Source organism: Desulfonatronospira sp. MSAO_Bac3 (assembly GCF_003838035.1).
Taxonomy (GTDB): Bacteria; Desulfobacterota; Desulfovibrionia; order Desulfovibrionales; family Desulfonatronovibrionaceae; genus Desulfonatronospira; species Desulfonatronospira thiodismutans.
Map to the genome: position 1 here is coordinate 1 of NZ_QYZY01000276.1, position 8995 is coordinate 8995.

The 8995-nt window shown below is 54.3% G+C and carries 7 protein-coding genes; 1 reads left to right on the forward strand and 6 read right to left on the reverse strand.

What is annotated here, in order from left to right; translation table 11 throughout:
- Window positions 1–349 precede the first annotated feature (349 nt).
- Genes D5S03_RS09390 through D5S03_RS09410 form a run of 5 tightly spaced genes read right to left on the reverse strand, consistent with a single transcriptional unit; the run spans window position 350 to window position 6840 of the window.
- Window positions 350–1255, reverse strand: a complete 906-nt coding sequence (locus D5S03_RS09390; RefSeq protein ID WP_008871002.1) for a diguanylate cyclase — start codon at window positions 1253–1255, stop codon at window positions 350–352.
- Complete coding sequence (locus tag D5S03_RS09395) at window positions 1245–3881, reverse strand: PAS domain-containing hybrid sensor histidine kinase/response regulator (protein ID WP_287043662.1); 2637 nt, start codon at window positions 3879–3881, stop codon at window positions 1245–1247. Before D5S03_RS09395 ends, D5S03_RS09390 begins: the two co-directional genes overlap by 11 nt.
- Window positions 3865–4317 (reverse strand): hydrogenase maturation protease, encoded by a 453-nt coding sequence (locus D5S03_RS09400; RefSeq protein ID WP_008871000.1) that lies wholly within the window; start codon window positions 4315–4317, stop codon window positions 3865–3867. Before D5S03_RS09400 ends, D5S03_RS09395 begins: the two co-directional genes overlap by 17 nt.
- A complete protein-coding gene (locus D5S03_RS09405; RefSeq protein WP_287043664.1) occupies window positions 4314–5870 on the reverse strand; it encodes a nickel-dependent hydrogenase large subunit in 1557 nt (518 codons plus the stop codon). The genes D5S03_RS09400 and D5S03_RS09405 overlap by 4 nt, the downstream gene beginning before the upstream one ends.
- 34 nt (window positions 5871–5904) lie before the next feature.
- A complete protein-coding gene (locus D5S03_RS09410) occupies window positions 5905–6840 on the reverse strand; it encodes an NADH-quinone oxidoreductase subunit B family protein (protein WP_008870998.1) in 936 nt (311 codons plus the stop codon).
- Window positions 6841–7672: 832 nt separating this feature from the next.
- Between D5S03_RS09410 and prs the strand changes: the two genes are divergently transcribed.
- Window positions 7673–8581 (forward strand): ribose-phosphate diphosphokinase, encoded by a 909-nt coding sequence (prs, locus tag D5S03_RS09415; protein WP_008870997.1) that lies wholly within the window; start codon window positions 7673–7675, stop codon window positions 8579–8581.
- Between the two features lie 199 nt (window positions 8582–8780).
- On the opposite strand, the gene D5S03_RS09420 is transcribed toward prs, so the two are convergent.
- On the reverse strand, window positions 8781–8995 hold a 215-nt coding region (locus D5S03_RS09420; protein ID WP_287043665.1), incomplete at its 5' end, for a hypothetical protein.

Consider the following 8995-nt stretch of genomic DNA (forward strand, 5'->3'; position numbering starts at 1 on the left):
TGAGGCTTTAGCTTTTTTTGATTGTAAATTTCGGATTTCATTTTTTTGATTTGAGTTTGTTGCGTTGGTTGTTGTAGGTTATGCGAAATGCAAGAAAAAATAAAGGAAGGGAGTTCATACAACCACCCCCGACCCCTCCTTGGCTAAGGAGGGGAGCTGTATCGCGGCTTGGACTTGCTTGGGTGGTGGGTTTCTGGAATGTTTATAAGGAAGGGAGTTCATACAACCACCCCTGATCCAGACGGAGTATTTGACAGATGCCTGCGACAGAGTGTTGCCATGCCTCGATCTGCTCCCCTCCTTGGTTAAGGAGGGGCCGGGGGTGGTTTGATATTCAGCTCCCTTCCTTTTATTCTCCAAAAACGCGGTTGCGGCCAGACTGTTTGGCCGTGTACATATGCTGGTCTGCGCGTTTGATGATTTCTTCCGGGCCGGATTCGGCGTAATCCCGGGTGGAGGCCACTCCTATGCTTACGGTCAGATGCGGGGCTATACTGGATAAGGCATGAGGTATGGCAAGGCTTTCAATGTCTGAGCGGATTCTTTCGGCCACCATCAGCGACGACTCCAGGGGAGTTTCGGGCATGAGGATGACGAACTCCTCCCCGCCGTATCTTCCGGCATAGTCTGAAGCGCGTTTCAGACTGTCCATGATGCTGCGGGCGACTCTCTGCAGGGCGATGTCCCCAGTCTGGTGACCGTAGTGGTCATTGTACTGCTTGAAACAATCTATATCCAGCATGGCAACGGAAAGAGGACTGGCGTTTCTTTTGCCCCTCTGCCATTCCCTGGCCAGCACCTCTTCAAAACAGCGGCGATTGGGTATCTCCGTGAGCCCGTCCAGGTTGGCCTTTTGTTCCAGAAGCTTGTATTTATGCTGCATATCCAGGTAGTTGCGTACCCGGATCTTTACTATGGGAGGGGATATGGGCTTGGTGATGTAATCCACTGCTCCAAGCTTAAGCCCTTTCTCTTCCTGCTCCCTGCTGTCAAGGGCGGTTATGAAAATCACCGGAATGTGATTGGTTGCATCATCATGTTTGAGCTTTTTGATGACTTCAAAGCCGCTCATCCCGGGCATGGCAATATCCAGGAGGATAAGGTCGGGCCGGGGTTCCTGATGGGCCAGCTTCAAAGCCTGTTCTCCGCTTCTGGCCAGCATGATAGTGTACTTGTCCTTGAGCAGGTCCGCCAGGACCCTGAGGTTTATTTTTTCATCATCAACAATGAGTATGCGGGCTGGTTCATGTCCCATGTGTATCACTGATGTTGCCGTTTATCCTTTGCTGAATTTTCAGGGCCACTTCAGCTGCAGCATCATGGTCAAACTCGCTGATAAATTCAAGAAGTTTGTTCAAAAGCCCGTCAAACCCCTGTCCCCTGAGCATCCCGTCCAGTTCCCTGATCCGGTTTTCATCAGCAAGTTCGCCACGGTCCAGGGTCCGGGCAAGCTTTCCAAGTATTTCAGCTGCGTATCTTTGTTCCCTTTCCCCGAGAGGAGACGGGGAGATACTCTCTGGCTGTGACCTGGATTCAAGGCTGTCCAGGGAAGAGAGACAGTTCTCCAGGCTGTGCAGAAAATTCTGCAGCAGTATGGATATGTTTTGCTTATTATGTTGTCCTGATTTCAGGGTTTCTTCCAGAAGGGAGGCATCCCTGTGCACTTTTACGGCTCCTATATATGAAGAGGCACCCTTGATGGCATGGGTTTTTTCCTGGATGTCTTCCCATCTGCCCCGGTCCTGCCACTGCCGCAACAGGGAAGGGACCGACCTGTAGGTATTTTTGAATTCCAGAAGCATCTCCATAACCAGCTCAGGGCTGAAGTTCATGCGCTGCATGGCTTCATCCATGTCTATCTCCCTTATCCGGGGCAAATGCTCACTGCTTTTTTGCAGGTCAATAGACCGGCTGTTGCCGCCTGCAGAGCCAACAGCACTGTCCTGCCGGGCGGCTTGAGGGGCCCAGCGCTGCAGGATACGGTACAGGGTGTCAGGATGCACAGGTTTGGTTATATGGTCGTTCATGCCGGCCTGCAGGCTTTTTTCCAGGTCCGTATCCAGAGCATGAGCGGTCATGGCGATGATGGGGATTCCGGGATTGGGGGATTGGGGGATTTGGGAATTCTGGGATTGAGGGATTGAGGGATTCTGGGATTGAGGGATTGAGGAATTCTGGGATTGAGGGATTGAGGAATTCTGGGATTGAGGGATTGAGGGATTTGGGGATTGGGGGATTGAGGAATTTGGGGATTGAGGGGTTGGGGGATTGGGGGAATGGTTCTGTGGCCTGCGGTCTGTGTCCTGTGAGCCCTGTTCTGTAATCTCTGCGGCGCGGATGTTCCGGGCCGCCTCCAGCCCGTCCATTTCAGGCATCTGGATGTCCATGAGTACCAGATCATAATGGCTTTGCTGAAGTTTTTCCAGGCATTTTTTTCCATTGTCCACAATAGTTGCATTTATGCCTGCTTCACGCAGGTATTCGTGAATAATCTGCTGATTTATGGTGTTGTCCTCGGCCACCAGGACCCTTGTCCCCCTGACTGCCTCCATGTCCGGATAATCCTGGTCTGGTCCGGGCTCTGCCTGTTCATTTCTTCTGAAACAGGCTGTAAAGAAAAAGCTTGATCCCTGATCAGGGATGCTTTCCACCCAGATTTCTCCGCCCATCATCTGGGTCAGTTCTTTGCAGATGGCCAGTCCCAGACCTGATCCGCCGTATTTGCGGGTAATGGAGCCATCAGCCTGCTGGAAGGCCTGGAAAAGCTGCTCCGCCTTTTCAGGGGTAATCCCTGTGCCGGTGTCGCTCACACAGAAAAGCAAGTCGACCTGGTGTTGGCGCTCCTTCTGTAGTGTCACGGTAAGGGCTACCTCTCCCTGGGAAGTAAATTTGACTGCATTGGAGCAAAGGTTCAAGATGATCTGTCCAAGCCTTAGAGCATCACCCACCAGACTGTCCGGCACACCGGGATGGATATGAGTTTGGATTTTCAGTCCTTTTTCCTCCGCCCTGGCCCCGACCACATTCAACATTCTGCCGATAATCTGCTGCAGGGAAAAGGGAAGCTCTTCAAGTTCCATCCTGCCGGCGTCTATCTTTGAGAAATCCAGAATATCATTTATTATTGCCAGCAGGGTATCGGCGGAATCAATGATTTTTCGCACATAGTCCTGCTGCACGTGATCCAGATCGGTGTTGCCCAGAAGGTAGGCCATTCCGGTTATGGCATTCATGGGGGTACGTATCTCATGGCTCATGCGGGCCAGAAATTCACCTCTGCAGGCACTGGCCTGTTCGGCCTCCTCCTTGGCCGCCACCAGCTTTTGTTCCAGGGATTTGCGCAGGGTAAGATCCATGGCTGTAAACAGGTAACCTTCCCGCATGCCCTCGGCATTATAAATGGAGGTGATGGAAAGGCTTACGGGCAGAAGTGTGCCGTCACTGCAGATGTACTGCCATTCCCCGGTATCATGCTGCTGCAGGCTGGTGTAATGTTCAAATATCTCCATGCCGGTACTTGAGGTCAGAGTAGCCTTTAATGAGGCTCTATGCCGCTCCAGGTCTTCAGTGGTGTGCAAAGAAAGTATATTCATCCGGCCGGCAACATCACTGGATGCATATCCCAGCAGGTTTTCCGCTCCGGGATTGAAAAGGGTGATATTGCCTGAAAGATCAGTGGCAATGATGGACATTCTGGAGGCGGCATCAAGAACGGCCCGGCGCTGGGCATTGGCCTCCCGGTAGCGGCGCAGCATCTGCTCGGTCTGCTCAAACTGCTCCACCACCATTTTCGAGGTTATTTCAGCTGCTTCCCGGGCAACTTTCAGTTCCCGGCGAAGCAGTTCGTTTTCCTGGGCCAGGTCCTTATAACTCTTTACCATGGCAGCAACGTCCATTCTCGGCTATCTGCAGGCTCAGGCAGGCCGCCTCCTGAACAGATTCTGACGTAAATTTTTCCTCGATTCCCACCAGAAAGATTTCCCGGGGCATGGTTCCGGTACACACCTCAGGCAGAACAGTAAGCAAAAAGGGCAGGCCGGCCCCGTGACCATAGTGCCGCAGCTCCCGGGAGGCAATGACCTGGCTTTGATCCAGGACCACCACCCGGCCGGGTGCGGCAAAGCCTTTAACGTTGTCCACAAAAACCACCCTGCCGCCCTGTTCCAGAAAGGGCAGAAGGTTCAGGCCGGAAAGGCCGCCGAAAAAAACTTCTACAGTGCGGGGATGCTCAGTGTCCTGCAGGCGTTTATATACCTGCAGTCCGGCCATATCTTCTGTTATCCAGATGCTTCCAATGCAGACAATACTCTTTTTCAAAAGCCTCCTCCCAGGACCAGGACGCCTTTTTTCCGGCCCCTGTGCAGGCTGTGCACAGCACATACCAGGCAGGGATCAAAGGAGCGCACCACATGGCCGGCCTCCACCGGGTTTTCCGGATTTTTTATAAAAGTCCCTTCCAGGGCCTTTTCCCAGGCCCCGGGATTATTATCCCCGTCTCTGGGGGAGCCGTTCCAGGTGGATGGAGTAATGATCTGGTAATGCTCGATCTTCTGGTCCACTATCTGCACCCAGTGTCCGAGCCCGCCGCGTACAGCCTGGATAAGACCGGCTCCCTGTCCATCGGGGATTTTTTTAACCCGGTGATAGAACTTGCCCTGGGGATTGCTGCTCAGTTCCCGCAGCCAGGCCAGCATGGCCGGAATCAGCCGGGCCGGCCGGGTAAGCCTGGCCAGCTGACGGGACAGGACGCTGGAGCCCTGCCTTTGAATAAGGTCGGTGAACAAGGGATCACGGCGCACAAGCATTTCAGCCAGAGGCCCGGTTTCAACTGCGTGGCCGTTGTATCTGGGGGCCTTGATCCAGGAATAGCTGTTTTCCCGGGGTGCGTAAGGGTCCGGGTTGGTGCTGCTGTCCCAGGGATGGACGCTGGTATGCTTCTGGCTGTAGGGGCACTGGGAAATGTCTTCGGCGATGTTTGCTGGGTCAAAGGCCTGGATGCTGCCGTGCCGGGCGAATCCGGCCGGGATGAACTGGCCTTGCTGTCCCTTCACCTCTGTGTGTTCCGGCAGGGGCAGCCCGCCGTAGCAGAGAAATCCGTCGGGTCCCTGCCCCATTGTATCCAGTCCGGCGTCATAGGCCAGGCGCAGGAAAAGGCCCAGATCGCCCTGTCGATGGGATTCTTTCTCCTCCAGCCAGTCAAGCATGGCCTGGGCACTATCCACCTGGTGCCAGCGGCTTATGGAACAGCCCAGGACATTTTTTTCGTACCAGCTCTGAAAATTCTCAATGATCATGCAGCAGCGCAGAAGTTCCGGGGTACCCAGGCTGGAGGTGACCCCTCCGGGGACCATGAAGGAGGTATGCGGCCACTGTCCGCCTATGATGGCCACCACCTCCAGAAGGCGCCTGGTTTCCTGGATGGACTGGATGGCGGAGGTGCCGGACAGAGGGGCATAGCGTTCCATCAGCAGGCTGCTCAGGGGGTGGGATGCATAAGCCCCTTCATTGGTGAAATCCACCATGAACATAAGGATGCTCTGGCGGATGTCGCTCTGGAGCATTTCCACCATCAGGGCCAGATTGCGAAGTCTGCGGGCGTTGTCCGGCGGGGTTGTGCCGCTGATGTCTTCCAGGGCCTCTACTGCAGCGGTGAGGTGGCTCAGGCTGCAGATTCCGCAGATGCGCGGGGTTATCACCAGTCCGTCCAGGGTGCCCCGGCCGGTCATCATGTTTTCAAACCCGCGGTACATGGTCCCCGAAGACCTTGCCTCCGTGATGCAGCCGTCCTCTATTGCGGCCTGGATCTCCAGGTCGCCTTCAACCCGGTTCAGGGGGATGTTCAGGCTTGTGCGGACACTTTTGGAACTCATAAAAGTCCTTTTGCTGGAACATGGCGGCCTCCGGCTACACCCTGGCGGTTCTTTTTTTAAGACGAAGAGGAGCGGCTGCGGCAGCCATACTTTTGTAGACCATGTAGTGGGCCCTGTTGACGCCGTTGGGCAAAGACAAAGGGATGCCTTCTATGTTCTGGGTGTAAAAAAATGGGTTTTTCCCGGGGAATTCAGGGTCGGTGCATCCAAAACAGGGCACCCCGGCCCTTGGCTTGGATGACTGCTGGTTCCAGAGAAGCTTGTTGCAGGGGCCGGGAACCAGGGGACCGGCACAACCCATGTGAAAGAAGAGACATCCCAGTTCGCCGAAATCGGATTCCTCCACCCGGTATTCATGATATTCGTTGCGGGTGCATCCCTGGTGGATCATGGTTCCGTACCATTCCCGGGGTCGGTGGTATTCATCCAGGTCCATGGCGGTACCGCGGGCTGCGGCTGCCAGTGCCCCGGCCATTACGTCGTGGTGGCAGGGACATCCGGCCAGGTTTATCACCGGTTGTCCTGAGCCGGACCGAAAATCGGGACCCAGGAGTCCACCAGGCCGGGTTTTGTGGAACTGCAGGCCGGTGGATCCGGCCTCCCCGTCAGCCCCGAAACCGCCGAATGAGGCGCAGGTCCCGGCGGCAATGACTGTATCGGCCTGCATGGTTAGTTGCTGTACCAGGTCTTTTCTGGGCCGGCCCATGTGTGTGTCGAAAAGGCCCGTCCCAGAGGGGCCGCATATGACGGATCCTTCCAGGATGAATATATCCAGAGGTATTTTACCTGCTGCCAGGTCTTCCAGGAGTCTTTTCTGATCCTGCATGGCTATGCAGGAAAATGACGGGTGCCAGAGGAGGTCGATGTCCAGGGCCTGGAACAGATTGGATGTGCAGGCAAAGCTCTGGCTCAGAAACGACATGCTGTCGCCACCGCAGCCGCCTGCCTGCATCCAGAAAGCCGTCTTCATGCCTGCCTCCTACTGGTCGTTCCTGTTGGGTGCTGAAAGAAAATTCCGGTTGGTGAATTTTGTGTAATTACTGTTTATAGTAGCGGTAATTAATGGAAATGTAAATCCAAAAAAAGGAGTTTACTAAAACTTTGTGTTCGGGGTCAGGAAGGGAGTTCATACAACCACCCCGGGGTTAAGAAGTATGGGCGTATGGGCGTATGGGCGTATGGGCGTATGGGCGTATGGGTGTATGGGAGTAAAAATATCTTTACACCCACACATGGATACACCCATACACCCATACTTTCTTCCTGAGGGAGGGGAGCTGTACCGTGGCTCGTGGCTTGGACTTGCTTGGGTGGCGGGCTTCTGAAATGTTTATAAGGAAGGGATCTCATACAACCACCCCCGACCCCTCCTTGGCTAAGGAGGGGAGCTGTATCGCGGCTTGGACTTGCTTGGGTGGTGGAAGTTTGATCACGATTCAGACGGAGTATTTATACAGATGCCTGCGACAGAGTGTCGCCATGCCTCGATCTGCTCCCCTCCTTGGTTAAGGAGGGGTCGGGGGTGGTTCGATATTCAGCTCCCTTCCTTTCCCGGCACTTCCCAGGCCAAGCATGGGAGTTGCACCGCGGCCTGGACTTGCTTGGGTGGTGGAAGTTTGATCACGATTCAGACGGAGTATTTTACAGATGCATGCGACAGAGTGTTGCCGTTCCTCGATCTGCTCCCCTCCTTGGTTAAGGAGGGGTCGGGGGTGGTTCGATAATCAGCTCCCTTCCTTAATTCTTGACAAGGGCTTAAATTTGCAAAATAAAAGTCGGCATCAACTTCAGGGGAGGCCTGTATGATCAAAGTGTTTTGTTGCCCCCAGATGCACGATCTTGCACGTAAAATCTGCAAGGCCAGTGAAGCCTGCGAGTCCGGGGAGATTTCCTGGAATTATTTTCAGGATGGCTTCCCCAATCTTATGGTACATGACGCCATCGGCCTGCGAAACTCGCATGTGGTTTTTCTGGCCTCCATGGACAGCCCGGCGGAGATCTTCAGCCAGTTGTCCGTGATCTATGAACTGCCCCGCCTGGCTGTAAAATCTTTGAAGGTGATAATGCCTTATTTCCCCACCGGGACCATGGAGCGGGTGGACGAGGAGGGTGAGATCGCCACGGCAGCCACCCTGGCCAGGATGCTTTCACTGGTCCCGGGGACCATGACCGGCCCGGTGCAGATAATTATCTACGACATCCATGCCCTGCAGGAGAGGTTTTATTTTTCGGATCAGGTAGTACCCAGGTTAGAGACGGCTGTTCCTCTGCTGCTGGAGCGTATCCAGGGCATGCCTGACGTGGCTGTGGCTTTTCCCGACGAGGGTGCCTGGAAGCGTTTCGGGCGCATGTTTGAGGGCTACCCCCTGATAACAGCGCACAAAGTCCGGGATAAGGACGGGCGCAGGGTCATTATCCGGGAGGGAGAGCCCCGGGGCAGAAACGTGATTGTTGTTGACGACCTGGTCATGACCGGGGGGACTTTGATCAAGTGCAGGCAGGCCCTGGAAGAGGCCGGGGCAAAAAGTGTCAGTGCATATGTAACCCACGGGGTCTTTCCGCAAAAATCCTGGGAGCGTTTTATTGACCAGGGGTTTGAGCGTTTCTGGCTCACGGACTCCTGCCCGGAGACGGCCAGGCAGGTGGATGGAACAGACCCCTTTGAAGTTCTGAGCCTGGCCGGGGATATAAGCAGGAAGCTTGTTACGTAGTTTTTGTAGCCGGAAATAAGTAGTTTCCGGATGGAAAGTATATGGTATCCCCGCAAGAATTTTGATGGCAATATTTATATGTTTTGATAGTGGTTTCAGGCTTGTATTGACTTTGCATATTAAGGAAACTAATTTTTTCCGCGAGTCTGAGTGGAAAAAAGAGGGTGTTATGGGATAATTCGGGTATAAGGAAGGGATTTCATACAACCACCCCCGGCCCCTCCTTGGCTAAGGAGGGGAGCTGTACCGTGGCCTGGACTTGCTTGGGTGTTGGAAGTTTAACCTCGATCCAGACGGAATATTTGACAGATGCATGCGACAGAGTGCTGCCATGCCTCGATCTGCTCCCCTCCTTGGCTAAGGAGGGGAGCTGTACCGTGGCCTGGACTTGCTTGGGTGGTGGAAGTTTAATCA

Excerpts from the sequence above, each read along its gene's own strand:
- D5S03_RS09390 (WP_008871002.1), bottom strand. The coding sequence starts at position 1,255 with ATGGGACATGAACCAGCCCGCATACTCATTGTTGATGATGAAAAAATA.
- D5S03_RS09395 (WP_287043662.1), bottom strand. The coding sequence starts at position 3,881 with ATGGTAAAGAGTTATAAGGACCTGGCCCAGGAAAACGAACTGCTTCGC.
- D5S03_RS09405 (WP_287043664.1), bottom strand. The coding sequence starts at position 5,870 with ATGAGTTCCAAAAGTGTCCGCACAAGCCTGAACATCCCCCTGAACCGG.
- D5S03_RS09410 (WP_008870998.1), bottom strand. The coding sequence starts at position 6,840 with ATGAAGACGGCTTTCTGGATGCAGGCAGGCGGCTGCGGTGGCGACAGC.
- prs (WP_008870997.1), top strand. The coding sequence starts at position 7,673 with ATGATCAAAGTGTTTTGTTGCCCCCAGATGCACGATCTTGCACGTAAA.